We start from the raw sequence: 23,284 nt of genomic DNA, 5'->3' as shown, positions 1-23,284 counted from the left end.
GGACGGGTGCAGGTGGCAGAAACGCGGGCCACGGCCGATGCCGCGGCCGCACTGCCGGGCGGCGGCCGGACCTTGCACCAGGTGGTGGATCCGTGGGTCAGTTCTGGCCAGGGCTTGCTACGGGTAGTCCTGCTTCTTTCGCGCATTCGAGTAGCCGCCGGTCGTAGGTGACGAAGGCGGTCAGTGCCGTGCCGGACTCGTTGGTCAGCACTTGGGCGGTGGCCAGGTGGATGGCGTCGAGGCTGCGCAGCGTCGGCTCGGCGAACGCGGCTGCGGTCGCACGGATCGTGCTGTCGATCTCCAGTCGGAACAGCCGCCCGACGGCGGCCGGCACTCCGATCAACGCCTGCGGAGCTGATCGGCGCAGCGCTCTGGGCACTTCCACCTCGACGAGAGCGGAGGAGACCAGCGGCACGTCGTCATGCTTGTTGAGCCAGGAGACAAGGTCGGCGCTGCACATCTCCTGCCGAACCAGCTTGACGACGGCAGCTGAATCGAGATAGATCACCAGCGCTCCTCGTCGCGCATCGCGGCGAGCGAGGCGGCCACGTCCACATTTTCGTCACCGAGCTTCGGTGGAAGTGGCACAGAGCCGCCGCCGGTGGGGGCGACGGCTCGCCCTGCCGCTACCAACTTGGCCAGCACCGATCTGTCGTCGCCTACCGGAACAAGTCGGGCAATCGGGTGCCCGCGATCGGTGATCTCGACGGTCTCGCCGCCACTCACCCGAGCCAACACCTGGCTCGTGTTCTGGTTCAGCTCCCGGACACCGATGCGTTCCATGGCCACGAGTGTAGAACTAGATGTTCTACATTTCTAGCTCTTGGCGTGATCCGGGCTGCCTGTTCGCCGATCAGTGAGGTCGACGAACTCCAGGCCAGCCGGGCAACTTCAGGGCCAGCGGATCGCCTGCGATCGTGGCGGCGCGGTTCGCATGGTGATACCTCCGCCCCACCAACCGTTTTCCTGCCCGGTCACGCCGGTGCCGGCCCTCGTGCCGCCGATGTGGTGCGGACGGCTCGAGGGGTCGCAACGGCGATGAGTTTCCGCGCGGTGTCCAGTCTGTGTTCCCGTACACCCGATTCTTCCGACTCTCGAGGAGGGCGTCGTGAGTGCTGCGTACCGGAGGCAGGCGTGAAGCTTCTTCTCACGTCCGCGGGCGTCGCGAACCCGAGCATCCGCGATGCGTTGGTCGACCTGCTGGGCAGGCCGATCGCCGAATCCAGTGCCCTCTGCATCTCTACGGCGGTCCACCCCATGGGCGGGCCGGCCTCGGCCTGGCGCTTCATCACCGGTCGGTCGCCGCTGCCCATGTGCGGTCTGGGCTGGAAGTCCCTGGGCGTCCTCGAGCTGACAGCGCTGCCCAGCATCGGCGCGCAGCGGTGGGTCCCCTGGGTCCGGGAAGCTGACGTCCTGCTCGTGGCCGGCGGCGACACGACGTACCTGTGCCACTGGATGCGGCAGTCCGGGCTCGCGGACCTCCTGCCGTCGCTGCGGGACACCGTATGGGTGGGGTTGAGTGCGGGGAGCATGGTGCTGACTCCCCGGATCGGTGCGGACTTCGTCGAGGGGCAGTCCGCGCCCGACGACCGCACGCTGGGGGTCGTCGACTTCTCGATCTTCCCGCACCTGGGGCTCGAGCCGGACAACACCATGGCCGGTGCCGAGAGGTGGGCGGCCGAGATCGCGGGCCCGGCGTACGCGATCGACGACGAGACGGCCATCAAGGTGGCCGACGGCGCCGTCGAGGTCGTCTCCGAAGGGCACTGGAGGCGGTTCCCCTGACAGCCGCGGCCGACGGTGCGTCGGTGGGTGCGGGGTGGCGCGCTACGTCCTCAGCGGTTCCGGTGCGGACGCCGCGCGCGGAGGAACGCCGAGGCCATCGTGCGCCGCGTCGGCGTGCCGGTGGCGGCCAGGGCGGTCATGTACGTGTCGAGACGCTTGGATTCCTCGTCGGTCAGGGCGGCGGCGATCGCTTCGCCGTACGTGGGGACCAGGGGGTTGGGCGCCACGCGCTTGAGTGTTTCCCAGTCCCCGACCGGGTCGGCGGGCACGTCGACCTGGGCGCGGTAGTCCAGCTCCACCGCCTCGAAGCCGGCGGTCACCGCCCAGCCGACGAGGTCACGCTCGTCGAAGTCCATCATCGGTCGCATGGCTTGCTCGGTGGCGCCCCGGTAGGCCTCGCGGACCTTGGCGATCAGGTCGTCCACGGGCGAGTCGCCGATGCCGAACAGGTCATCGGGGCGGAGCTGCTCCGCGAAGCGGTTGATCGGCTCGAACAGGGAGATCCGTCCGCCCGGCCGCAGGACCCGGATGAACTCCGCGAAGGCGGCGGCCTTGCGATCGGAGTAGATGAGCACCGACCGGGTGGTCACCACGTCGACGGAGGCGTCGGCGATTCCGGCGAGATCATCGGCCGACGCGACCACGAAGCTGCACCGCCCGTCGCCACCGGCGGTGCGCCGGCACTCGTCGAGCACATCCCGTGAGACGTCGCTGAAGATGACCCGACCGTCCGGGCCGAGTCGTTCCAGCGCGCCGAACCCGATCAGTCCCGTCCCGCAGCCCACGTCGAGGAGCACGTCGTCGGCCGCCAGGCCGGCTCCGTCGAGGACGCCGTCACGGAACGCTGCCAGATCCAGGGCGTAGCGGGCGCGCAGGTCCTCGCTGTCGCCGTCCCGGCGGGTCAGGAGCCACTGCGCCCACTTGTCCGTCGCCACCGGGGCATCGTAACCGCGAGGCATGCACGAACATTCGTATAGCCGGGCCGACCCTCCCACGCCTGCGGGTCCGCCGACGGGGCAACGGGACGGACCGGCACCGGTCGACAATGGATCGGACCCGCGAGACAGGCCCGCGGATGATCGGCGACCCGTCAGGGAGGTCGGATGTCGGTGTGGCGCTTCGTGGCGGCCATCGTCATGGGTCTGGCCATGGTTCTCATCGGTGTCGCCCTGGCCACCACGACCTGCCGGCAGAGAGGTAGGGCCGGCCGTCGGTAGGGGCGCGCGGACCGACGGACGACGGCGCCTAGCCGGGCGGGCGGATCGCGTCCCAGCCGGTGACATCGCACTGGTGGCTCTCGTTGTTGCCGGCGGTGACGACCGTCCCGTCCGCGCGTACCCCCAGGGTGTGGGTGGATCCGGCCGCCACCGCGACGATCCGGCGCCAGCCGGCCACGTCGCACTGCCCGAAGTCGTTCCCGCCCACGGCCAGGACCCGACCGGCCGCGGTGACCCCGACGGTGTGGTAGCTGCCGGCCGTCACCGCCACGACGTCCCGCCAGTCGCCGACGTCGCAGGCGCCCGTCGACCGATCCCCGACCGCGAGGACGCGCCCGCCGGTGGTGCGGCCGACCGTGTGGAGGTGGCCGGCGGCCACGGCCACGACGTCGCGCCAGGCGTCGACGGCGCACTGCCCGCGGCGGTCGTTCCCCACGGCGACGACGGTCCCGTCGGCCCGCAGGCCCACCGAATGCCAGTCGCCGCACGCCAGCCCGACCATGTCCCGCCACCGTTCCACGTCGCACGCGCCCTCACGGCGCCGGCCCGTGGCCAGCACGGTGCCGTCACCGAGCAGCCCGAGGGTGCGGCGCCAGCCGGCGGCGACGAGAGTGACGCCGTGCCAGGACGTCACCGCGCACTGGCCGTCGCCGTTCCAGCCGGTCGCCGTCACGGTGCCGTCCACTCGCAGCCCGACGCTGTGGGACCGCCCGGTGTTCGACGCGGTGTGCACGTTGCCCGCCGCCACGGCGACCACCTCGGTCCAGCCCTCGACCCGGCACTCGCCGGCCGTCCCCGTGCCGGCCGCGACCACGGTGCCGTCGGCCCGTAGCCCCAACGAGTGTCGACGTCCGGCGGCGATGACAGGACCGGTCATCCGCCCAGCATCGCCGATCGCACGGCCGTCGCCGCCGTCGGGTGGGCACTCGGCGGGTGACGAACGCGGGCTGCTACCTACCGGCGCCGCCGCGGTTCCGACGGCCGGCACTCCGGCGAGGGCTCAGCTCGGCCGTAGCGAGGCGTCCAGCGCGCTCATCAGCTCGGCCACCCGACCCCCGCCCACCGGAGCGGCGGGGTAGCGGCCGAGCACGGCCACCAGCGCCGGCGTCGCCCGTCGGCGGGCCTGCTCGATCCACCGTTCGCCGACGGTCCGGTCCCCGCTGGCGGCCAGCTCCGCCGCGCGCGCCGCGTACGCGCCGGCGCCGAGGATGTGTCCGACCTGGGTGGCCTTCGCCAGCGGGTGCAGGTAGGCCGCGCCGGCGGCGTGACCGGCCGCGCGGGCCGCCTCCCGGGCCGCCTCGGTGGCCGCCTCCTGCGCGGCCCGGTGGGCGGCCCAGGCGGTCGTACGCTGGAGGTTCGTCCGCCTCGCGCCGTGGGCGAAGGTCCAGGCGGCCTCGACGGCGGCCCGGGGCCGCCGATCGCCGGGGTGGGTCGCCTCGAAGATCGACAGCACCTCCTGGGCGCACTGCGCGGCATAGCGGGCGACCTCCCGCAGGTCGTCCGGGCTCAGCGGGACCTCGCCGGTCACCGGGCACCGGCCCCGACGGTCGAGAGGATGAGCTCCGCGACCAGCTCGGGTCGGCTCACCATCGCCAGGTGGTCGGTCTCCACCCGCCGCACCCGGTAGCCGGATCCTTCCGCCTCGGCTGCCGTGGGCTCGTATCCGCGGCTCAGCCGCAGGTAGCCGCGTCGGGCCGACTCCCACCCCGCCCCGGCCGGCGGCAGTATCTCGGCGACGACCTGCCACGGCAGCTCCGGCAGGTCGGCCAGCACGTGGCGCCGCTGCCCGGGGTCGGGCAGGAGTTCCGCCATGGAGTCGGCCGGGAACCAGGTGTCCCACCTCGGGAGCCGACCCGACGTCGACCGCTCCCGCAACCACGCGGCCCGCTCGGGCGGCGACGACCCGAGCCAGCTGGCGCCCGGATGCGGCAGCCGGGCGTCCAGGAAGACCACGTCCCGGCCACCGACCGCGTCGACGATGCCGGGCAGGTAGGCGCCCGCCCGGCTGTGGCCGACGACCACGGTGGGTGCGCCGGGCGCGACGCCGGCGACGGCCGCCGCGCGGACGGCCGCGTGGAAGGACGGCGCCTCCACCAGCGGACGCAGATCGGGTACGACCACCCGCCACCCCGCCGCTGTCAGGTACGGCAACAGCGCGTCCCAGCTCGCCGGCGTGAGGAGCGGGCTGTGCACGAGGAGCATCGTCGGTCGTTCCAGCGGGGCGGCGTCCGGGTCCATCCGTCCATCCTGGCGACCGGCCGCGCCGGAAGCGACCCCGGTCAGGGCATCGGGTCGAAGAGGCGCAGCTCGTCCGGGGTGGGACGCTCCCGCTGGAAGAGTTCCCAGGCCCGGTCGAACTGCTCGTCGGTGATCCGGGCAGCCACTCGTCGGCGGTGAGCGCAGGGCGGCGTGTTCCTCCGCGAGGCGGCGGGCCAGGGTGGTCTTGCCGCTGCCCTGGAGGCCGCACGTCAGGAAGAGCGTGGCCGGCACCGCCGGTCACCCGGCCCGGGAGGCCAGGTCGTGCAGCACGGCCAGGTCGGCGCGGTCGACGTCGCGCGGGTCGTACCCGCTGTGGAACAGCTGCTGCTGCGCGATCGAGATGCAGCCGACCGGGCGGCCGGCGACGGCGCCGGTGGTGAAGCACTCCCGCGGCCAGCGGAAGGTCGACCCGTCGAGGCCGGCCTGGTGGCCGTGACCGTCCTCGTCGAAGGCCAGCGGGTGCAGGTCCACCCGGCCGCGCCCGGCGGCGACGACCTCGACGCGGACCGGACGCCAGTCGGTCTCGACCACGTAACCGAGCCGGCCGAGGGCGGCCAGCGCCGCGGCCTCGTGCTCGGCTGGGATGGCCAGGTCCAGGTCGCGGTGCGGGCGGGTCTGCGTACCCGCCAACGCGTCGACCCCCCAGCCACCGCTGATCCAGGCGGCGCAGCCGACCGCGGCCAGGGCGTCCAGCACGCTGTGCACCTCGTCGGCGGTCGTCACGTCAGCGTCGATCATGACTGTCTTCCTAGTGCATCCGGCGGATCCGGGCCAGCGGAAAAGCAGGCCCGAGCGGCTCGGCTCGGCGTACGGCTGGGACGGGTTGGGTCTGGATCCGCGCCTGGGCGCGGCGGCCGACCTGCTCCGCGCGGACCTGGCGCTGCTGGGCGTGCCGCCGGTGGCGGTCGGTGACGGGCCCGGGGTGGCCGTGCCCCGATTCGCCGGTCTCGCGGCGGCCGTGGGCGGGCGGTACGTGCTGCTGGGCAGCGCGCTCGGCGGCCGGGTGATCGCGCCCGTCGTCGAGCGGCGGGCGTTCCGGACGGCGGTGGACGGTCGCCCGTGGTCGCCACGGGAGGTGACGGGGCGGTCTTCGCCGCCCGGCCGACGAGCGCCCGGCGGCGCGCCGGCCGAGGGCCAACCCCAAAATTATCCGCTTTGCCGGTGTCCGGCGCAGTCAGCCGGACGGCGGTATCGCCATCGGATACCGGACAGGACGCGAAGCCCCTGGTGGGAGCAGTGTTGAGGCAGATCAGAGGCGCAGGACGGCGGGCCACGTCCCACCCCTCGGACAGCGGGACCATCCCCTCCCGCTGAGCCAGCGCCGAGCCGGGCTCGGCGCCCGAGCCCGAAAGAAGGCCCGTCATGGCCGCTCCCAGCGCGTCCGCCTCCCTGAACGCGACCACCTTCTCGCCGGGGGAGCAGATGCTCCTCACCGTCACCTACAGTGACCCCGACACCCAGCAGGTGACCGTGACTGTCGTGGTCACCGACTCGAAGGGCAACAGCAGCAACCCGGTCAAGGTCAACGCGGTCATCGATCCGCTGACCGTCACCGTCTCGGACGACTCCGGCCGCACCTGGGCCCGGGTGTCGGACACCGGTTCGGTCGCCGTCTTCCGGGCGGTGGCGTGATGCCCAGGGTGACTGTCACCGTGCGTGATCGAAGCGGCAATGCCGCGACCACCAGCGTCGACTACGCGCTCGCCGCGCCGGTCCTCGGCGGCTACTACCTCTCCGGTGGCGCCGACCCGACGGCCGACATGGCGGGCGGGAACTTCCGCTCGTTGACCCAGTACCGCAGCTTCGCCGACGCGTACATCTTTCCCGGCTACAACCGGCCGTGGCTGATCACGCTCGGCCAGTCCGGCATCAAGATCAACATGGTGCTGGAGCTGAAGCACTACGGCAGCTCCAGCACCGGAGCGCAGACCTTCACCGTGGACGGGGTCACCTACACCGTCCCGGCACCCGCGATGACCATCCAGCAGCGACCCGGCACGACCTGGCCCAAGGCGTACGGCTACGGCCAGGTGCTCGCCGGGCAGTGCGACGGCCTGTTCGCCCGCGCCCTGTCCCAGTACCGCACGATGGGGTTCGGCGTGAACATCCAACTCGCCTCCGAGCTCGACACCGACCACGAGTTCGGCACCACCGAGGCCGGGGTCGCCTACACCTGGGCCCAGTCCGACGCCCGGGCGGTGCAGGCGGTGACCTACATCGTCAACTGGTTCAAGGCCCGCAGCCTGCCCGGCGGCACCACCTTCTCGGTCGGCGTCGGCGGCTGGGACCGGGCCTCCTACCAGCGCACCCACCCCGAGTCGCTGATGGCCAAGCTGGACTTCCTGCACTGGAACGTCTACGCCACCAGCCCGACCGACACCGCGCTGGCCCGGTTCCGCCGCACCAAGGACTGGGCGGTGGCCGACCTCGGCCCGATCGCGCTGTCCCGGCCGGTGCTGATCGGTGAATGGGGGGTCCGGGTCGCCGAGATCCCGAACCAGGCCGGCTGGATCGCCACCGTGCCACCGGCCATCGCCACGCTCAACGCCGAGGTCCGGCCCCGGATCGCCCGGACGAACTACTTCAACTCCGGCTGGGGGACCCTCACCCCGAAGGCGACCGGGCTGGCCGCGCTGCGCGCCGCGTACGCGGTCCCGCCGTACGTCTGATCCTCCGAGGGAGGCCACCGGGCGGGTTGTGCGCGACGCCACCCACCCGGGGGTCGGTCCCCGGGCCGCGGCCCCCGCCCCGCGTACCCTGACCCGCGCTGTCGACGACGAGGGGCGGGCAATGAGCGGGATCCGGTTCGGGGTGGTGCTGCCGCAGGGCTGGCGGTCCGACCTCACCCACCTGGCCGACCCGGTCGCGCAGTTCGAGGCGATGGTCGGGGTGGCCCGGGAGGCCGACGACCTGGGCTACGACTCGGTCTGGCTCTACGACCACGTGCAGGCGTTCAGCGGCGAGCCGGAGACCACCTTCGAGTGCTGGACCAGCCTGTCGGCCATCGCCCGGGAGACCCGCCGGGTGCGGCTCGGGCAGATCGTCACCTGCAACAGCTTCCGCAACCCCGCCCTGGTGGCCAAGATGGCGGCCACCCTCGACGTGGCCAGCGGCGGCCGGGCCTTCCTCGGCCTCGGCGGCGGCTGGGACCAGCGGGAGTACGACGCGTACGGGTTCGACCAGCCGTACCCGTCGACCGGCGAGCGGCTGACCCGGCTGGACGAGGCCGCCCGGGTGATCACCGCGATGCGGGAGCCGGTGGCCACCGTCGACGGCCGCTTCCACCGGGTGACCGGGGCGCAGAACGTGCCGACCGGGGTGCAGCGCCCGCACATCCCGCTGATGATCGGTGGCAGCGGCGAGAAGCGCACCCTGCGCACGGTCGCCAGGTACGCCGACGCCTGCAACCTCACCGACCACACCGACCCGGCCTTCTACCGGCACAAGCTGGACGTCCTCGCCCGGCACTGCGCCGAGGTCGGGCGGGACTACGACGGCATCCTGCGTACGGCGGCGCTGTCGGTGTTCACCGGCGCCACCGACGCCGAGGTGACCGCCCGGCTGGCCGGACGGGACCGGGCGGAGACGGCGACCGGCAGCGCCGTCGGCACGCCCGCCGAGCTCGTCGAGGTCTTCGGCCGGCTGGTCGACGCCGGCATCCAGTACTTCATGCTCTACTTCCACGAGCCCACCGACCCGGACTCGATGCGGCTGTTCGCCCGCGAGGTGGCCCCGCAACTGGGCTGACCCGGACAGCCTGATGCCCCGGCGGGGCCGCCGGCCGGACCCCCCCCGGCCGGCCGGCGGCCGGCTCAGTACGCCAGTTGCACCGGGCGGCCCAGCAGCCGGGCGCCGTTGTTGCCCAGCCAGCCCTCGGCCGCCGCCGCGTGCTGGCCGAAGGTGTGGATGTCGCGGAACCGGCGCTGGATCGGCGACGAGTCCCGGGTCGCCTCGCCGCCCGCCGCCCGGTAGCAGGTGTCCACCGCGGCGGTGGTCAGCTCGGTCACCCAGGGCAGGCTGGCCGAGATCGTCGGGTGCAGCTCGGCGACTGCCGCCGGGTTCTCGGCGCAGGCCGTCCACAGCTCGTCGGCGAGGCTGTGCAGCAGCGCCCGAGCCGCGCGTACCTGCAGCTCGGCCCGGCCGAGCTGGATCCGGAAGGCGGGCGAGTCGGCCAGCGGCTGCCGGGCGTAGAGGCGCTGCCGGCCGTCTCCGAGCAGCGCCGTCAGGTCGTCCAGCGCACCCTGGGCGATGCCGACCGCCACCGCGCCGAGGTGCAGCACGAAGTGCACCAGCGGCGCGACGAACCCCGGGCCGGGCACGCAGGGCGTGCCGGTGAACAGGTCGAAGGTCTCCTCCGCCGGGCAGAAGACGGGGTCGACCTGCACGTCGTGGCTGCCGGTGCCGCGCAGGCCCAGCACGTGCCAGGTGTCGACCACCGTGACCCGGTCGGCCGGGAAGAGCATCGAGCGGGTCTCCGGCGGCTGGCCGGCCGGCCCGGGCAGCGACTTTCCCTCCCAGGTGAGCAGGCAGTTGCCGAAGATCCAGTCGGCGTGCCGGCAGCCGCTGGCGAAGGGCCACCGGCCGGCGACCTGGTAGCCGCCGTCGGCCAGCTCCGCCCGTCCCTGGGGCGCGAAGCCGCCCGCCACCACCACGTCCGGGCCGGCCGCGTAGAGCTTGTCGAACCGCTCGCGGGGCAGCATCGCCAGCAGGTGCGGGCTCTCCGCGCCGATCATCACCGTCCAACCGGTGGAGCCGTCGGCCCGGGCCAGAGTCTCCAGTACCGCCATGCCGGTGCGCAGGTCCACCTCGTACCCGCCGTGGCTGCGCGGCACGAACATGCGGAAGCAGCCGGCGGCGCGCAACCGGTCGAGCAGGTCGGCCGGGATCTCCCGCTCCCGCTCGATCTCGCCGGCCCGCGCGGTGAGCTCCGGGGTGAGGTCCTGGACGGCACGGATCAGGTCGTCGGCGTGTTGCTCGGGCATCGAGGGGCCTCCCAGCTCGGTCCTATCGGGCCGGTCCACCGTGGCCGGCCCACCGTCCCGGCCGCCAGGGACACCGGCACCGACCGGACGGGACGCCCGCCGAGCCGCCCGACGGAACCGCCCGGCCGGGCGGGACGCCGCACCCGTGCGCCCGGGACGGCGGGACGGGCAGGCTGCGATCCGCGGCGATCCGCCGGGTCGCCCGTGAGGTCCCGCAGGAGGAACCATGTCCGTCCCGATGAGCGCCGCCCTCGACGCCGCCACCCCGAGCACCCCGACCGCACCGACGCGACGCGGCTGGGCCGTGGCCGGGGTCCTCGCCGGGGCCACCGGCATCGCCCTGTTCCAGATCGGCCCGCGGCTGACCGACGTCGACCGGGCGCTGTTCGCCGACAACGGGCGGCTCAGCGCGGCGATGGCGGGCCGGGAGGCGTACGTCTGGGTCTTCCAGGTGCTCACCGCGCTCGGCGCCGGCTGCCTCGCGGTGTTCGCCGCCGGGCTGCGGCGCCGGCTCGCGGCCCGGGAGCCCGCCGGCGGCCTCCTGCCGGACGTCGCGGCCGGTGGGCTGCTGCTGGTCGCGGCGATGCTGCTGGTCGGCGGCGGGGTCTCCACCGAGCTGTACTGGGACCTCGGTCACCTGGGCGAGACCGACGCCGACACGGTGGCCGCCCTGGCCGCCGGCTACGACACCTTCCCGTGGGTCTGGGCGGGCGCCGGGCTCAGCGCCGGCGCGGTCGCCGTCGCCGGCCTGCGCCGCCGCTCGGTGAGCCGCTGGCTGGCGGTGTTCAGCCTGCTGATGGCCGCGCTGGTCGCGGTGACCCAGGCGGTGCCGTTGCAGTACCTGGCGCTGGCCCCGGCCGCGCTCTGGGCCACTGTCGCCGGACTGACATTCGCCGTGGAGCGCCGGGGTCTCGGCAACTGAACCGGCGACTGTCAGGATCGGGTCATGCCTGCCGACCTGCTCCCCGTCGCGGACCGACCGCCGGCGGCCGGGGACGACCATCGCCGGCCGGTCGCCGCCGGGTCGGTGGCGGTCGCCTGCGCCCTGCTCCTGGTCGGTACGACCTGCTGCTGGCTGCTCGCCCGCCGGCCGTGGGGCCTGTCCGAGCTCTACTTCCTGGTCGACTTCACCGACTGCGCCGTCTACGGCATGGTGGCCGCGCTGGTCCTGTGGCGCCGCGGCCACCCGGTCGCCTGGCTGCTCGCCGCGACCGGAGTGGGCGGCGGCCTGTCCGCGTTCGGCGCGCAGTGGGTCGCCCTGCTCCGGGTACACCCGGCGCTGCCCGATCCGGTCTGGCTCACCTCGGCCCGACACTGGGCCTGGGCGCCCGGCATGCTCTCGCTGATCGTCGTGCTGCCCTGGCTGGTCCGCGAGGGCCGGTTGCCGGTGCCGGCCCGGCTCGCGGTGGCCGTGGGTGCCCTGGTGGTCGCCACGATCGAGGTGTGCCAGCTGACCTGGCCCGGCCGGCCCGGCCAGCCCTCGGGAGCGCCGCTGCCGATCCCCAGCGCGACCTGGGCCGAGCTGATCGAACGGGCCGAGCCGCTGCTCTTCGCCACGGTGCCGCTGCTCGGGCTGGTGGCCGCGGCCGGGGTGGGCCGCCGGTGGCGTACCGGGGTGCCGAGGGAGCGGGTCGGGCTGGGCTGGCTGGCGGTCGGCACCGTGCTGCTCGCGTTGAGCTTCGCGCCGGTCGGCTTCGGCCCGGACGCGTCCCGGCGGATCCCGGAGTGGCTGGCACCGGCCGCGATGCTCGCCTCCCAGGCGTTCTTTCCGGCCGCCGTGCTGGCCGTGGTGCTCCGGCAGCGGCTGTGGGGGATCGAGATGGCGGTCCGCCGCACGCTGGTCTGGTTCCTGCTGACCTTCCTGCTGGTCGCCGCGTACGTCTCCGGGGTGACCGTCCTGGACGCGGCGCTGCCCACCTCGTCCGCCGTGCCTGGCGTGCTGGTCACCGCGCTGGTCGCGGCGGGCGTGCACCCGGCCCGCTCCCGGGTGCAGCGCGGCGTCGACCGGCTGATCCACGGCGAGGCGGTCGAGCCGCTCGGCGTGGTACGCGGCGTCGGAGACCGGATCAGCGCCTCCGACGACCCGGTGGAGGTGCTCACCGCAGTGGCGCAGAGCCTCACCGACCTGCTCCGGCTCGGCGGGTGCGGGATCGAGGTGGACGGTCCGGAGTCCTGCGCCGGCCGGTGGGACGCGGCCGGCCCGCGCGGGGAGCCGCTGGTGCTGCCGCTGCGCCGGGCGGACACCGAGATCGGCCGGCTGGTGGCCTGGGCCCGGGCGGGGGAGCGGTTGGACGGGCGGACCCGGGCCGCGCTGCTGGATCTCGTGCCGCTGGTCTCCTCGGCGGCCAGTCTCGCCGCCACCAGCCGGGCCCTCGCCGGCTCCCGGTCCCGGCTGGCCGAGGCCCGCGAGGAGGAGCGGCGGGCGTTGCGCCGCGACCTGCACGACGGGCTCGGTCCGGCGTTGGCCGGGGTGGCGCTCGGCCTCCAGGCGGCCCGTAACCTGCTGACCGTCGACCCACCGGCCGCGGGGCGGCTGCTGGACCTGTTGCGTGCGGAGGCCGACCAGCGGGTCGAGCAGATCCGGGACATCGCCCGCGCCCTGCTGCCGCCGGTGCTGGGTGAGCGCGGCCTGGTCCCGGCCCTGCACGAGCTGGCCCAGCGGTACGAACCGTCCGGGCTGACCGTGCGGGTGGAGGCGGTGCCACTGCCCCTGCCCGAGCCGGTGGCCACCGCCATCTACGGCATCGTCGCCGAGGCGGTCCGCAACGTGCACCGGCACTCCGGCGCGGCGACCTGCGCGGTGAGCCTCGTGCGCGGCGCGGACGGGTTGACCGTCCGGGTCACTGACGCCGGTCGGGGCGTGCCGCCGGACGCGCCGGCCGGGGTGGGGATGCGGTCGATGCGCGAACGGGCCGAGGGGATCGGCGGGGTGTGCGTGGTCGGGCCCGGTCGGGACGGCGGCACCGCCGTCACGGTGCGGCTGCCGGCGGAGCGGTTACCGGCCCGGGCCGGTGCGCCGGTCGTACCCGGGCAGGCGCCGCCGCCGGCCGTCCTGGCCGCTGTCGACCCGGCCGCCTCGGCGGCGCAGCCGGCGGTGGTGGGGCCGTGACCGGTCAGGTGATCCGCGTCGCGGTGGTGGACGACCACCCGGTGTTCCGGCTCGGCATGACCGCCCTGCTGGCGTCGACCGTCGGGCTGGAGGTGGTCGGCGAGGCCCCCGACGCCGACGGGGCGTTGCGGGTCGCCGAACTCCGCACACCCGACGTGATCATCATGGATCTGCATCTCGGGGGCCGGTCCGGAGTGGAGGCCACCCGGGAGATCGTCGCCCGGCACCCGGGCATCGGCGTGCTGGTGGTGACCATGTTGGACGACGACGACTGGGTCTTCGCCGCGCTGCGCGCGGGGGCCCGGGGCTATCTGCTCAAGGGGGCGGCACCCGCCGAGGTGGAGCGCGCGGTACGCGCCGTCGCCAACGGCGAGGTGCTGCTCGGCCCGGTGGTCGCGAGCCGGGCGGTGAGCTTCCTGTCCGGTGCCAGGGCCGGCGGGGCCGCGCCCTTCCCCGAGCTGACCGACCGGGAACGGGAGGTGCTCGACCTGGTCGCGCAGGGGCTGAGCAACCTGGTCATCGCCCGCCGGCTGACGCTGAGCCCGAAGACCGTGCGCAATCACCTGTCAAACGTGTTGTCCAAGCTCCAGGTGGCCGACCGGAGCCAGGCCATCCAACGCGCCCGCCAAGCCGGTCTCGGCCAGCTCTGACCGTCGGGCCCGCCGGAACGTCGTCTCCGAGCCGGTTGCCGCGCCTTCGCGCGTCGAACCGAGGGGCCGGGCCGGGGCCGGGCCGGCTGCGCGGCCCCGGCCCGGTCCGCGCTCAGTCCAGCCGTTCGGCGTACGCGTCGCGCAGCTCCGCCCAACCGAAGTCCTTCGCCTCGGCGCCGCGGATCGGGCCGACCGGGTCGCCGTCGAGCAGGTGCCCGGCGACGTCCAGGCAGAGGTGCCAGCCGGCGGCCACCATCGCCGCCTGCTCGGGCCGGTCGATCCGCTGCCGCAGGGTCAGCCGGGTGCCGGTGCCGGCCGGCGCCAGCTCCCAGCGGAGCAGGCTGTCACCCCAGGTGTACTCCAGCAGGCTGGGCCGGTCGGCGCGCCGGACGGTGGCCGGCGCGTCGACGGTCCGGTCGCCGTCCACGGTGCCGAGCGTGGCCTCGCCGGGGCTGCCGAGGTCACGGCTGGCCAGGAAGGGCGCCCACTGGGCGAGCTGGCCCGGCTCGGTCAGCGCCGACCAGACCTTCTCGGGTGGGTGGCGCAGGTCGCGGGTGAGGACCAGGTCCCACCGGTCGTCGGCGGGGATCCGGGTCACCTCGGCGAGCGGACCGGGGCGGAAGTCTTTCCTGTCCATGTCACTTACTCCTGACGGTCGAGATGGCGTTCCAGCGCGTCCAGGTGGTCCGTCCACATCCGCCGGTAGGGCGCGAGCCAGCCGTCGACGGCCTGGAACGGGCGTACGTCGATGCGGTAGATACGCTGCTGGGCCGCCGTACGGCAGGTGACGAAGCCGGCCTCGCGGAGCACCCGCAGGTGCTTGGAGACGGTGGGCTGGCTGAGCCCGAGCAGGTCGACGAGCTCACCGACGCTCTGCTCCTCGGCGCCGCGCAGCGTGTCGAGGATGCGGCGTCGGGTCGGCTCGGCGAGTACGGCGAAGGCGTCGACGGACACCATCCGAATATGCTCCACTGGTCATATGCCTGTCAAGGAATGCATGCTGGTTGGGTGTTAACAGGGGCCCCCTGCTATACCTCAGGCGTTAACAGGGGGCCCCTGCTTGCGCTTCAGCGCCAGGGGGCGGTCAGCGCGACGGGGGTCGCGGGGGGTACGGCAGGCCGCGGCGGACCCGCCCGGTCCCTATGCTCGGGTGATGGAACTGCGGATCTTCACCGAACCCCAGCAGGGGGCCAGCTACGACCAGCTGCTCGCCGTGGCCCGCGCCGCGGAGGACGCCGGCTACGGCGCCTTCTTCCGCTCCGACCACTACCTGAAGATGGGCTCGGTCAGCGGCGACCCCGGACCGACCGACGCCTGGACCACCCTGGCCGGCCTGGCCCGGGACACCTCCCGGATCCGGCTGGGCACCCTGATGACCGCGGCCACCTTCCGGCTGCCCGGTCCGCTGGCGATCACCGTCGCCCAGGTCGACCAGATGAGTGGTGGCCGGGTCGAGCTGGGCATCGGCACCGGCTGGTACGCCGAGGAGCACACCGCGTACGGCATCCCGTTCCCGGCGCTGGGGGAGCGCTTCGACCGGCTGGAGGAGCAGCTCGCCGTCGTCACCGGCCTGTGGGAGACGCCGGTGGGCAAGACGTTCGACTTCGCCGGCACGTACTACCCGGTCAGCGACTCGCCGGCCCTGCCCAAGCCGGTGCAGCAGCCCCGTCCCCCGATCCTGCTCGGCGGGATGGGTCCGAGGCGTACGCCCCGGCTCGCCGCCCGGTACGCCGACGAGTTCAACCTGCCGTTCGCCTCGGTCGAGGACTCGGCCGCGCAGTTCGGCCGGGTCCGCGAGGCGTGCCCCGCCGTCGGCCGCGACCCGGCCACCATGCGCTGGTCCAACGCCCTGGTGCTCTGCTGCGGGCGGGACGAGGCCGAGATCGCCCGCCGGGCCGCCGCCATCGGCCGGGAGCCGGCCGAACTGCGGGAGAACGGGCTGGCCGGCACCCCGGCCGAGGTGGTCGACCGGATCGGCCGGTTCGCCGAGATCGGCAGCGAGCGGATCTATCTCCAGCTGCTCGACCTGGCCGACCTGGACCACCTCGAACTGGTCGCCGCCGAGGTGCTGCCGCAGCTCTGAGCGGGCGGCGCCCGGTCGGCCGGGCTCAGCGGGGCGTGGTCTCGGCCGCGCCCCGCAGCAGCATCTCCAGCCCGGCGGTGAACAGCTCCGCGGGCACCCGCTCCGGGTCGATCAGGTGCTGGAGCCCGATGCCGATGTCCAGGGCCATGACCAGCGCGGCCAGCCGGTCCGTCGGCACGTCGCGGTTGGCCTTGGCGCTCGCCTCGGCGGCGTTCGCCCGGCGGCCCGCCTCCAACGCGTCACTGAGCACCCTGCCGGCCTCGGCGTTGCGCATGCCGTAGAGCCAGAACTCGGCGAACGCCATGGTGAACCGCCGGCTCTCGGCCGTGGCCACGTTCGCCTCGAAGCTCTCACCCAGGCGGCGCTGCCAGGCCTGCGGGTCGGTCGCCCGCTGGCCGTCCTCGCACTGGTCGCCGGCGTCGTTGAGCCGCTGCAACAACGCCAGCAGCAGGCCGGACTTGCTGTCGAAGTTGGCGTAGACCGCGCCCTTGGACAGGCCCGCCTCGGCCGCGACGTCGTCGAGGCTGGTCCGGTGGATCCCCCGCTCGGCGAAGAGCGCCTCGGCTGCCGCCAGGAGTTGCTCACGGGTCTGCTGCTGCTTCTGGGCGCGGGTGAGTCGGACGGCCATGAGGCCCATTCTGCCATGCGCGTCGGGCTTGACGTACCAATCGGTATCTGAATACGGTTTGGTATCCAAAGACCGATCGGTATGTGAGGCCGCCGTGGTGCTACGCGTGGAGTCATTGACCAAGGAATATCTCAAGGGCAGGAAGGCCAACGACGACATCTCCTTCGAGGTCGCGGCGGGCGAGGTGCTCGGCCTGCTCGGCCACAACGGCGCCGGCAAGACCACGCTGGTAAACCAGGTGGCCGGGCTCGTCCGGCCGACCAGTGGCAGCATCTCGCTGGCCGGCCGCGATCCGGTGCGCGAGCCCGCCTTCGCCCGCTCCGCCTGCTCCATCCAGCCGCAGGCGCACGCCCCGCTCAACGGCGTGACGCCCCGGCAGGCGGTGGAGATGCTGGGCCGCATCCGCGGCGGCCGCCGGGACCAGGTGCGGCGGCGCACCGAGGAGCTGTTCGCCGCGCTGGAGATGACCGATTCGGCGGACCTGCCGGGCCAGCGTCTCTCCGGCGGCATCCGGCGGTTGACCAGCTTCTGCATGGCGGCCGTCGAGCCGGGCAGCCTGGTCCTGCTCGACGAGCCGACCAACGACGTCGACCCGGTCCGCAGGCGGCTGCTCTGGGCGGAGGTGCGCCGCCTGGCCGACGACGGCCGGGCCGTCATCGTCGTCACGCACAGCCTGGGCGAGGCCGAGCGCGGCGTCGACCGGGTGGTGGTGCTCGACGAGGGCCGGGTCGTCGCCCTCGGCACCCCCACCGAGCTGCGCCGGGCCGTCCCCGGCGAGCTGCGCCTGGAGCTGACCGTGAACCCCCAGGCTCCCGCCCTGGTGGCGCCCGCCTGGGCCGGTCCGCAGGCCACCAACGGCAACCGGACGAGCATCCCGGTCCCGGCGGAGTACACCCAGGAGGCGGTCGGCTGGGCCGCGCAGCTGCGCACCGAGGGTCTGGTGGACGAGTTCGCCCTCAGCCCGGTGACCCTCGAGGACGTCTACATCCAGCTCACCGCCGAGCAGAAGGAGGAGCGCCATGACGTGGCTGCGTAGCTACGGACTGCTGGTGCGGTGGAGCGCCGTGCGGTTGAAGTTCGTCCTGCCGCTGATGCTGATCGTGCAGACCCTGCTCGCGGTGGGGATCGTCGTCGGCTTCGCGTTCCTGTTGCCCGGGATCGACCAGCAGACCGCGCTCTACCTCTCCACCGGGGCACCGGCGCTCGGCCTGATCGTCGTCGGCATGGTGCTCGCGCCCCAGATGGTCGCCGAGACCAAGACCAGCGGCACCTTCGAGTACAACCGGACGATGCCGGTGCCGCGCAGCGCCATCCTCGCCGCCGACCTGAGCATCTGGCTGCTCACCTCGCTGCCCGGCCTGGTGCTCTCGCTCATCGTGGCCGCGCTGCGGTTCGACCTCACGCTCCGGGTGAGCGCGCTGGTCGTACCGGCGGTGCTGCTGGTGGCGGTCACCGCCACCGCGATCGGCTACGCGATCGCGTACGCGGCGCCGCCAGCCCTGGCGAGCCTCGTCTCCCAGGTGATCGTCTTCTTCGCCCTGATGTTCTCGCCGGTCAACTTCCCGGCCGACCGGCTGCCCGGGTGGTTGCAGGCGGTGCACCAGGTGCTGCCCATCCAGTACATGGCGGAGGCGATCCGGCAGACCCTGGTGGTGCCGCCGGGCGGGCTCAGCGCCACGCCCTTCCTGGTGCTGGCGGCCTGGTGCGCCTTCGGTCTGGCGGTCACGATGAAGGTGATGACCCGGCGCAGCTGAGCCGGGACCGCCGCGGTCACCCGTCGACGCGCACGGGCGGCCGCGGCGTCGCGTGCGGCGGTCGGCCGGTCAGGGCGTACGCGGCGCCGGTCCGGGGCCCGGCGGCGGCGCGGGCTCCGGCTCCGGGGTGGGGTCGGGCACCGGAGCGGTCGACAGCGGGTAGGTCGGGTCCGGGCCGACGCCGGTCGGGTCGATCTCCTCCTCCGACGGGTACACGTCGCCGCGGAGGCTCGGGTCGCGGTAGCTGCTCATCGGCGTATGGTTCCCCGACAGCGGCGGTGACAACCGCGCCCGACCGGGCCGGCCGTCCGGGTGGGGGAGGTGCGCGGTGACGGTGGCGACCCGCAACTGGGCCGGCAACATCACGTACGCGGCGGCCCGCCGGCACCGGCCGTCCTCGGTCGACGAGCTGCGCCGCCTGGTCGCCGCCAGCGACCGGCTGCGGGTGGTCGGCACCGGCCACTCGTTCAACCGGTTCGGCGACACCACCGGCGACCTGGTCTCGCTGGTCGGGCTGCCGGACACCGTCGAGATCGACCGGGACCGGGGCGCGGTCACCGTCTCCGGGGCCATCCGCTACGGAGACCTGGCCACCCGGCTGCACGCGCAGGGGCTGGCCCTGGCCAACCTGGCGTCACTGCCACACATCTCGGTCGCCGGCGCGGTGGCCACCGGCACCCACGGCAGCGGCGACGGCAACCGCAACCTCGCCGCCGCGGTCGCCGGGCTGGAGCTGGTCACCGCCGACGGTGACCTGCTGACCGTCGACCGCGCCGACGACCGGTTCGCCGGCATGGTGGTGGCGCTGGGCGCGCTCGGCGCGGTCACCCGGGTCACCCTGGACGTCGTACCGGCCTTCGACATCCGGCAGTACGTGCACCGCGAGCTGCCGGCGGCGGCGCTGGACGAGGCGTTCGGCTCGGCGTACAGCGTCAGCGCCTTCACCTGGTGGCGTTCGGACCGGATCGACCTGCTCTGGCGCAAGCAGCGCGCGGACCAGGCTCCCCCGCCCGCCGACTGGCTCGGCGCCACCGCGGCGCGCGAGCCGGTCCACCCGGTACGCGGCATGCCGGCGGAACACGCCACCGCGCAGCTCGGCGAGCCCGGCCCCTGGCACGAGCGGCTGCCCCACTTCCGGCTCGGCTTCACCCCGAGCGCCGGCGACGAGCTCCAGTCGGAGTACCACCTGCCCCGGGCCGCCCTGGCCGACGCGTTCGCCACCCTGGCCGACATCCGGGACCGGCTCGCCCCGGTGACCCAGGTCTGCGAGCTGCGTACGGTCGCCGCCGACGAGCTGTGGCTCAGCCCGAACCACGACCGGGACACCGTGGCGGTGCACTTCACCTGGATCGCCGACGAGGCGGCGGTGGCGCCGGTGCTGGCCGAGGTGGAGCGGCGGCTGGCGCCGTTCGCGCCGCGCCCGCACTGGGGCAAGGTCTTCACCCTCGACCCGACCGAGGTGGCCGCCGTCCATCCCCGGCACGGCGACTTCCTGACCCTGCTCCGCGACCTGGACCCGGCCGGCACGTTCCGCACCGCGCAGCTGGACCGCTACTTCCCCCGGGACTGAGCGCCGGTCGGCTGCTCGCGGAGGCTGCCCCGCTGCACCGCCCGGCTGATGTCGCTGGGCGAGACGATCCCGACCAGCCCCTGGTCGGTGACGACCAGCGCCCGGCCGTCCGCGCACTCGCTGAGCCGGGGGAGCAGGTCGGTGAGCTCCTCGTCCGGCCGGGCCAGCACCAGCTCGTCGGCCCGGCAGGCCACCTCGGCCAGCGTCGTCGAGGCCCGCCGGTCGGCCGGGATGTGGCGTACCCGGTCCAGCGTCACCAGGCCGACCGGGCGGCCCTCCTCGGTCAGCGGCAGCGCCGAGTGCCGGTACGCGAAGAGGTAGTGGTCGACGAAGTCGGCGACGGTCATCGTCCCGGCGGCGGTCTGCGGCTGCGGGGTCATCACGTCGGCGACCCGGATGCCACGCAACGCGCTGCCCATCCGGGCCTGGCGTTCCTCCATGCCGGCGGCCCCGATCAGGAACCAGCCGATCAGCGCCAGCCAGAGCCCGCCGACCCCGGCGCCGACCAGGAACTGCCACAGCCCCAGCCCGATCAGCACCGCGCCGAGCACCCAGCCGGCCCGGGCGGCCACCACGGAGGCCCTCGTCCGGTCACCGGTGGCCTTCCAGACGGCGGCGCGCAGCAACCGGCCGCCGTCCAGCGGCGCCGCCGGCAGCACGTTGAAGATCGCCAGCAGGATGTTGATGCCGGCCAGCCAGGCCAGCGCCCCGAGCAGCAGGCCGTGCACCCCGGCCAGGGTGAGCAGCACCGCGATGGCGCCGAAGAAGAGCCCGATGAGCAGGCTGACCAGCGGCCCGACCCCGGCGATCCGCAGCTCGGCACCCGGGTCGCGGGCCTCGCCCTTGAGCTCGGACACCCCGCCGAAGAGCCAGAGGGTGATCCCCTCGACCTCGATGCCGTTGCGTTTCGCCACCACCGAGTGGGACACCTCGTGGGCCAGTAGGCCGAGGAAGAAGACCACCGCCGCGGCCAGCCCGGCCAGCCAGTACGCGATCACCGGCCGATCCGGGTAGGCGCGCGGGAACTGACTCGCCGACAGCCCCCAGGCGATCAGCAGGAAGATGACCAGGACGCTCCAGTTGACGCCGACGGGAACACCCGCGATCCGGCCAAGCCGGAAGCTCGCCCTCATGGCTCCGGCATACCCCGGCAGCCCGCACCCATGCCAGGCCAGAAAGCCACTGCTGCGGCTGGGGCAGTGGTAACCCCGGCGTCAGCGAACATCCTCGCCATCTCCTCGCGTCCGCGCTGAACGACACCGACGAGTGGACCCAGGTTCGTCCCCTCCGGCAACGGCATGTCCGTGAACAGGTCACGGACACCGAAAGGATGGGTCAACCAGCGATGCAGAGCCCGTCGGTCCGCCGCCGCATCCGAACGGTCTGCCACCGCCCAGACATTCTTCGCGTACGGCGTCCCGTCGCTGCCCAAGGCGGCGAGGAGACCGGATCGGCGGACCAGGCACGGATAGCAGTGCCCGCATTGCAGCTCGGGCTGGTTCCGCGGTGGGCGACCGCAACTCATGGTGGCGTGGGTCAACGTCGTAGGTGTCAGTCCCGCCGCCAGCGCTCGCTCGCAGACTTCGCCCTTGGTCAGGTGCAGGTACGGGTTGACCACGGTGACCGACCCACCGACCTCGTGGATCAGCGCGTTGAGCAGGCTCAAGGTGTACGGATGCACGGATCGGGTGGAACAGGCGGCGACACGGGCTGGCGTCAGCGCCGGGTTCAGCGCCAGTTGCCCGTTTTCCGGCACGGCGACCTGTGCCACGCCGTGCGCGGCCGCGAGGTAGACGGCCGTCGCCGTGTAGAGCAGCCCTCGGCTGCGTGCCGAGGGTTCAAGTTCCTGCCGAGCCTTGATCTGCTGGGGCGACCTGGACTGGCGGACGGCCCGGCTGGACAGCTCATGGATCGCGGCGAGAACGGCCTCCTGCTGGCTCGCCCACTGCGGCTCGTAGTAGGAAACCAGCAGAAGTTCGCCACCTGAAGCCCTCGCCCGCTCAGCGGCGTAAGCGGACGAGTCGAGACCGCCGGAGAAGAGGGCCACTTCTTCGGCTGCCTGTGGGCTGTGGATTCGGTTCTGGTGGGGCCAGGCGGTGGCGCCGGGGTGTACCCGGATGTGCCACTTATCCGAGGTAAGGGCTTCTGTCAGCTCCGTCAGCAGACGAAGCGCTCGGTCCGTCCATCTGTCGAACTCCGCCACCTGCACGGAGAGATCGATCCGCCGTGTCCACCTGTCGGCGCTGCCACTGCGCAGCGACAGCTTGTCAGCCAGGAATACCGCACGGGCGACCTGCAAGAGGTCCTGTGCCCAGATCGGCCGATCTTGGGGCACCTCGGCCAGCCGTTGGAGCTGCACATCTGCCTGCGCCAGCAGCTTCCGGTCGATAGACCTCCGGTGGCGCTCGAAGGACGGTCGGCCGTAAGTGGTGTAGTGGTAGGCGTGCCCGGCCGCTGTCATGCCGCCAGGTCCAGCCCGGTCTCACCGAGGCCGAGCGCCTCGGTGACGGTGTCGGTGAGCAGTTCCCGGGCGACCTCGGCCAGCCGTGGTCTTTCCGGTTCACGTGCCGTGGCCGCATCACATGGGTCGGGAAGCAGCCTGACGACCTGGCCCGCGACGAAGCCGGCCACCGTGTCCGTCGGGTCGAGCACCACCAGCGCCGGCACCGCGAGCTTGATGTTCTCCGCGATCAGGACATGCACGAACTCGCCGATCAGTTCGCCGAAGAACAGCCGGTAGATCGCGCAGAACAGTTCACCGGTGATTCGTTGCGGACGAGCCGGATCGGCCAACGGGCCGGCCGGCGCGACGAGACGTTCGGCGGCGCCGCGTGCCGCCCGTCGAGCGATGGCGTCAACGATGAGGCGGCCGTCCCCGCCGACCTCGGTGACGAATCGTCGGACGAACTCGTCGGTGGCGGCCGGCGTGTCCTGTTGCGGGAGGTCACGAAGGATCGCTGGGTCGGGCTGCCGAAGGTCGTCCAGAACGGTGACGAGCCGCTGCCCGACGTCGAGGGCCGTGTCGCGGAGTCCGAACCGCGTGGGGTCGTCACGCAGTGCGTCACGTAGTGCGCGGCGAAACTGTGTCGCCACTTCCTCGGCGGCACGCTGGTCGTCCTCGCCGAGTGAGCCCGGCGTGCCGTCATGGTCGGGCACCCACTCACTCAATTGGCGCTTGGCGCTCGTCCACCCGGCGTTCTTGGGGCCGAGTAGACGCGTCGAGGTGCCCAAGGTGACCTCCCGGAGG

26 protein-coding genes are annotated in these 23,284 nt (G+C 73.5%); 11 read left to right on the top strand and 15 right to left on the bottom strand.

Features of this window, described 5'->3' with window-relative positions; genetic code table 11:
• Nucleotides 1–97 precede the first annotated feature (97 nt).
• Both GA0070564_RS26095 and GA0070564_RS26090 read right to left on the bottom strand, forming a co-directional pair.
• Nucleotides 98–508 (bottom strand): type II toxin-antitoxin system VapC family toxin, encoded by a 411-nt coding sequence (locus GA0070564_RS26095; protein WP_091614667.1) that lies wholly within the window; start codon nucleotides 506–508, stop codon nucleotides 98–100.
• Nucleotides 505–783, bottom strand: a complete 279-nt coding sequence (locus tag GA0070564_RS26090; RefSeq protein WP_218105002.1) for a type II toxin-antitoxin system Phd/YefM family antitoxin — start codon at nucleotides 781–783, stop codon at nucleotides 505–507. The genes GA0070564_RS26095 and GA0070564_RS26090 overlap by 4 nt, the downstream gene beginning before the upstream one ends.
• Nucleotides 784–1,134: 351 nt before the next feature.
• On the opposite strand from GA0070564_RS26090, the gene GA0070564_RS26085 reads away from it, so the two are divergent.
• Nucleotides 1,135–1,785 carry a Type 1 glutamine amidotransferase-like domain-containing protein gene (locus GA0070564_RS26085; protein WP_091614659.1) on the top strand — a complete coding sequence of 217 codons (651 nt, stop codon included), beginning with the start codon at nucleotides 1,135–1,137 and terminating at the stop codon, nucleotides 1,783–1,785.
• Between the two features lie 50 nt (nucleotides 1,786–1,835).
• Here GA0070564_RS26085 and GA0070564_RS26080 read toward each other — a convergent pair whose 3' ends face one another.
• The 5 genes from GA0070564_RS26080 to GA0070564_RS26060 form a co-directional block, all read right to left on the bottom strand.
• Nucleotides 1,836–2,720 carry a class I SAM-dependent methyltransferase gene (locus tag GA0070564_RS26080; RefSeq protein WP_176730842.1) on the bottom strand — a complete coding sequence of 295 codons (885 nt, stop codon included), beginning with the start codon at nucleotides 2,718–2,720 and terminating at the stop codon, nucleotides 1,836–1,838.
• A gap of 310 nt (nucleotides 2,721–3,030) precedes the next feature.
• A complete protein-coding gene (locus tag GA0070564_RS26075; RefSeq protein WP_091614653.1) occupies nucleotides 3,031–3,879 on the bottom strand; it encodes an RCC1 domain-containing protein in 849 nt (282 codons plus the stop codon).
• Nucleotides 3,880–4,002: 123 nt separating this feature from the next.
• On the bottom strand, nucleotides 4,003–4,530 hold the full coding sequence (locus GA0070564_RS26070) for a putative immunity protein (RefSeq protein ID WP_091614649.1): 528 nt from the start codon (nucleotides 4,528–4,530) through the stop codon (nucleotides 4,003–4,005).
• A complete protein-coding gene (locus tag GA0070564_RS26065; RefSeq protein WP_091614644.1) occupies nucleotides 4,527–5,240 on the bottom strand; it encodes an alpha/beta fold hydrolase in 714 nt (237 codons plus the stop codon). Before GA0070564_RS26065 ends, GA0070564_RS26070 begins: the two co-directional genes overlap by 4 nt.
• Before the next feature lie 258 nt (nucleotides 5,241–5,498).
• Nucleotides 5,499–5,999, bottom strand: coding sequence for a nucleotidyltransferase domain-containing protein (locus GA0070564_RS26060; RefSeq protein ID WP_091614640.1), 501 nt, complete (start codon nucleotides 5,997–5,999; stop codon nucleotides 5,499–5,501).
• 624 nt (nucleotides 6,000–6,623) lie between these two features.
• Here GA0070564_RS26060 and GA0070564_RS26055 point away from each other — a divergent pair.
• From GA0070564_RS26055 to GA0070564_RS26045, 3 genes are all read left to right on the top strand, one after another.
• Complete coding sequence (locus tag GA0070564_RS26055) at nucleotides 6,624–6,893, top strand: hypothetical protein (RefSeq protein WP_091614637.1); 270 nt, start codon at nucleotides 6,624–6,626, stop codon at nucleotides 6,891–6,893.
• Nucleotides 6,893–7,930 carry a hypothetical protein gene (locus tag GA0070564_RS26050; RefSeq protein WP_091614633.1) on the top strand — a complete coding sequence of 346 codons (1,038 nt, stop codon included), beginning with the start codon at nucleotides 6,893–6,895 and terminating at the stop codon, nucleotides 7,928–7,930. Before GA0070564_RS26055 ends, GA0070564_RS26050 begins: the two co-directional genes overlap by 1 nt.
• Nucleotides 7,931–8,051: 121 nt before the next feature.
• Entirely contained in the window at nucleotides 8,052–9,008 is a 957-nt protein-coding gene (locus GA0070564_RS26045) for a TIGR03560 family F420-dependent LLM class oxidoreductase (RefSeq protein ID WP_218105001.1), read from the top strand.
• A gap of 65 nt (nucleotides 9,009–9,073) precedes the next feature.
• Here the strand turns inward: GA0070564_RS26045 and GA0070564_RS26040 are convergent, their stop codons facing one another.
• The gene (locus GA0070564_RS26040; protein WP_091614628.1) at nucleotides 9,074–10,243 is read right to left on the bottom strand and encodes an acyl-CoA dehydrogenase family protein; all 1,170 of its coding nucleotides are present in this window, start codon (nucleotides 10,241–10,243) and stop codon (nucleotides 9,074–9,076) included.
• A 226-nt stretch (nucleotides 10,244–10,469) separates the two neighbouring features.
• Between GA0070564_RS26040 and GA0070564_RS26035 the strand changes: the two genes are divergently transcribed.
• Genes GA0070564_RS26035 through GA0070564_RS26025 form a run of 3 tightly spaced genes read left to right on the top strand, consistent with a single transcriptional unit; the run spans nucleotide 10,470 to nucleotide 14,002 of the window.
• Complete coding sequence (locus GA0070564_RS26035; RefSeq protein ID WP_091614624.1) at nucleotides 10,470–11,165, top strand: hypothetical protein; 696 nt, start codon at nucleotides 10,470–10,472, stop codon at nucleotides 11,163–11,165.
• A gap of 24 nt (nucleotides 11,166–11,189) precedes the next feature.
• Nucleotides 11,190–13,352: a sensor histidine kinase gene (locus GA0070564_RS30280; protein WP_091614620.1), complete on the top strand. Its 2,163-nt coding sequence runs from the start codon at nucleotides 11,190–11,192 to the stop codon at nucleotides 13,350–13,352.
• Nucleotides 13,349–14,002, top strand: coding sequence for a response regulator transcription factor (locus tag GA0070564_RS26025; protein ID WP_245670262.1), 654 nt, complete (start codon nucleotides 13,349–13,351; stop codon nucleotides 14,000–14,002). Before GA0070564_RS30280 ends, GA0070564_RS26025 begins: the two co-directional genes overlap by 4 nt.
• A gap of 112 nt (nucleotides 14,003–14,114) precedes the next feature.
• Here the strand turns inward: GA0070564_RS26025 and GA0070564_RS26020 are convergent, their stop codons facing one another.
• Together GA0070564_RS26020 and GA0070564_RS26015 are read right to left on the bottom strand one after the other, a co-directional pair.
• A complete protein-coding gene (locus tag GA0070564_RS26020) occupies nucleotides 14,115–14,639 on the bottom strand; it encodes an SRPBCC family protein (RefSeq protein WP_091614617.1) in 525 nt (174 codons plus the stop codon).
• 5 nt (nucleotides 14,640–14,644) lie between these two features.
• Nucleotides 14,645–14,959, bottom strand: coding sequence for an ArsR/SmtB family transcription factor (locus tag GA0070564_RS26015; RefSeq protein ID WP_091614613.1), 315 nt, complete (start codon nucleotides 14,957–14,959; stop codon nucleotides 14,645–14,647).
• Between the two features lie 196 nt (nucleotides 14,960–15,155).
• Between GA0070564_RS26015 and GA0070564_RS26010 the strand changes: the two genes are divergently transcribed.
• The gene (locus tag GA0070564_RS26010) at nucleotides 15,156–16,085 is read left to right on the top strand and encodes an LLM class F420-dependent oxidoreductase (RefSeq protein ID WP_091614608.1); all 930 of its coding nucleotides are present in this window, start codon (nucleotides 15,156–15,158) and stop codon (nucleotides 16,083–16,085) included.
• Nucleotides 16,086–16,110: 25 nt separating this feature from the next.
• Here the strand turns inward: GA0070564_RS26010 and GA0070564_RS26005 are convergent, their stop codons facing one another.
• Nucleotides 16,111–16,713: a TetR/AcrR family transcriptional regulator gene (locus GA0070564_RS26005; RefSeq protein WP_091614742.1), complete on the bottom strand. Its 603-nt coding sequence runs from the start codon at nucleotides 16,711–16,713 to the stop codon at nucleotides 16,111–16,113.
• Nucleotides 16,714–16,810: 97 nt separating this feature from the next.
• Here GA0070564_RS26005 and GA0070564_RS26000 point away from each other — a divergent pair, with 97 nt between their 5' ends.
• Both GA0070564_RS26000 and GA0070564_RS25995 read left to right on the top strand, forming a co-directional pair.
• Nucleotides 16,811–17,749 (top strand): ATP-binding cassette domain-containing protein, encoded by a 939-nt coding sequence (locus tag GA0070564_RS26000; RefSeq protein WP_091614739.1) that lies wholly within the window; start codon nucleotides 16,811–16,813, stop codon nucleotides 17,747–17,749.
• Nucleotides 17,733–18,467 (top strand): ABC transporter permease, encoded by a 735-nt coding sequence (locus GA0070564_RS25995; RefSeq protein WP_091614603.1) that lies wholly within the window; start codon nucleotides 17,733–17,735, stop codon nucleotides 18,465–18,467. The genes GA0070564_RS26000 and GA0070564_RS25995 overlap by 17 nt, the downstream gene beginning before the upstream one ends.
• Nucleotides 18,468–18,536: 69 nt before the next feature.
• Here the strand turns inward: GA0070564_RS25995 and GA0070564_RS25990 are convergent, their stop codons facing one another.
• Entirely contained in the window at nucleotides 18,537–18,719 is a 183-nt protein-coding gene (locus tag GA0070564_RS25990) for a hypothetical protein (RefSeq protein WP_091614598.1), read from the bottom strand.
• 82 nt (nucleotides 18,720–18,801) lie between these two features.
• Here GA0070564_RS25990 and GA0070564_RS25985 point away from each other — a divergent pair, with 82 nt between their 5' ends.
• Nucleotides 18,802–20,037 carry an FAD-binding protein gene (locus GA0070564_RS25985; RefSeq protein WP_091614736.1) on the top strand — a complete coding sequence of 412 codons (1,236 nt, stop codon included), beginning with the start codon at nucleotides 18,802–18,804 and terminating at the stop codon, nucleotides 20,035–20,037.
• On the opposite strand, the gene GA0070564_RS25980 is transcribed toward GA0070564_RS25985, so the two are convergent.
• Genes GA0070564_RS25980 through GA0070564_RS25970 form a run of 3 tightly spaced genes read right to left on the bottom strand, consistent with a single transcriptional unit; the run spans nucleotide 20,019 to nucleotide 23,193 of the window.
• Nucleotides 20,019–21,170, bottom strand: a complete 1,152-nt coding sequence (locus GA0070564_RS25980; protein ID WP_091614595.1) for a site-2 protease family protein — start codon at nucleotides 21,168–21,170, stop codon at nucleotides 20,019–20,021. The two genes, GA0070564_RS25985 and GA0070564_RS25980, sit on opposite strands and share 19 nt — an antisense overlap.
• The gene (locus GA0070564_RS25975) at nucleotides 21,167–22,498 is read right to left on the bottom strand and encodes a 7-cyano-7-deazaguanine synthase (RefSeq protein ID WP_091614592.1); all 1,332 of its coding nucleotides are present in this window, start codon (nucleotides 22,496–22,498) and stop codon (nucleotides 21,167–21,169) included. Before GA0070564_RS25975 ends, GA0070564_RS25980 begins: the two co-directional genes overlap by 4 nt.
• The gene (locus GA0070564_RS25970) at nucleotides 22,495–23,193 is read right to left on the bottom strand and encodes a hypothetical protein (RefSeq protein ID WP_091614588.1); all 699 of its coding nucleotides are present in this window, start codon (nucleotides 23,191–23,193) and stop codon (nucleotides 22,495–22,497) included. Before GA0070564_RS25970 ends, GA0070564_RS25975 begins: the two co-directional genes overlap by 4 nt.
• Between the last annotated feature and the right edge of the window lie 91 nt (nucleotides 23,194–23,284).

Origin of the sequence: Micromonospora mirobrigensis (assembly GCF_900091555.1) — a bacterium.
Lineage (GTDB): Bacteria > Actinomycetota > Actinomycetes > Mycobacteriales > Micromonosporaceae > Micromonospora > Micromonospora mirobrigensis.
Note: the sequence above shows the minus strand (reverse complement) of the source record. Positions and strands in the feature narration are given on the sequence as shown.